Below are 541 nucleotides of genomic sequence, written 5' to 3'. Positions count from 1 at the left end.
AGAGAGTGACGATTGCCCGATATCAACCATAAAGTCGCCAGCCTTGCCGACCCGGACGCTACCCGGTGACGACGAAGAGATCAATGAGTCGGTCCCCGATCCCACGGTGTAGGCCATAAACTGGGTCCCGGGGGGAACGCGGCAGGTGGTTGACCGGTCAAAAGGGCCGCTGGTGGTGTAACCCACGATTTCATCCCGTGAATAATCACGCTTATCTTTATTATTGTTCGGCATCATGGCATAGCCGGAGACATTGCTAACTTTATTCCCCAGTTCAGTCCCGCAGTCCTGATAAGTCTCAGCCGCCTGGAGGGGTAATGCGGTCAATAAAAAGAGCAGTGACACCCCCAGCCCCATGATGGTTGGGACGGGGTTTTCTGCCTCACCGCCCCACAAACGTTCAGTGTTTAACATCCTTCTCTCTCCAAATTACTCATCTGTTCACCTCGCTCTTTCACGGTTGGGGCTAACCTCGCTTTGGGGGCGCCCCGGACGTCAAAGCGAGACAGGCGATATCTCATCGGGCATACCGGTCAGGCTG

General features: G+C 55.3%; 1 pseudogene. It reads right to left on the bottom strand.

The window, feature by feature from the left end:
- Positions 1-414, bottom strand: a pseudogene (locus AACQ38_RS23875) (hypothetical protein); the annotation flags it as partial.
- Positions 415-541: the final 127 nt, after the last annotated feature.

Origin of the sequence: Photorhabdus sp. RW14-46 (assembly GCF_963887965.1) — a bacterium.
In the GTDB taxonomy this organism is placed as follows: Bacteria; Pseudomonadota; Gammaproteobacteria; order Enterobacterales; family Enterobacteriaceae; genus Photorhabdus; species Photorhabdus laumondii.
This window is presented reverse-complemented; position numbering and strand designations above follow the sequence as displayed.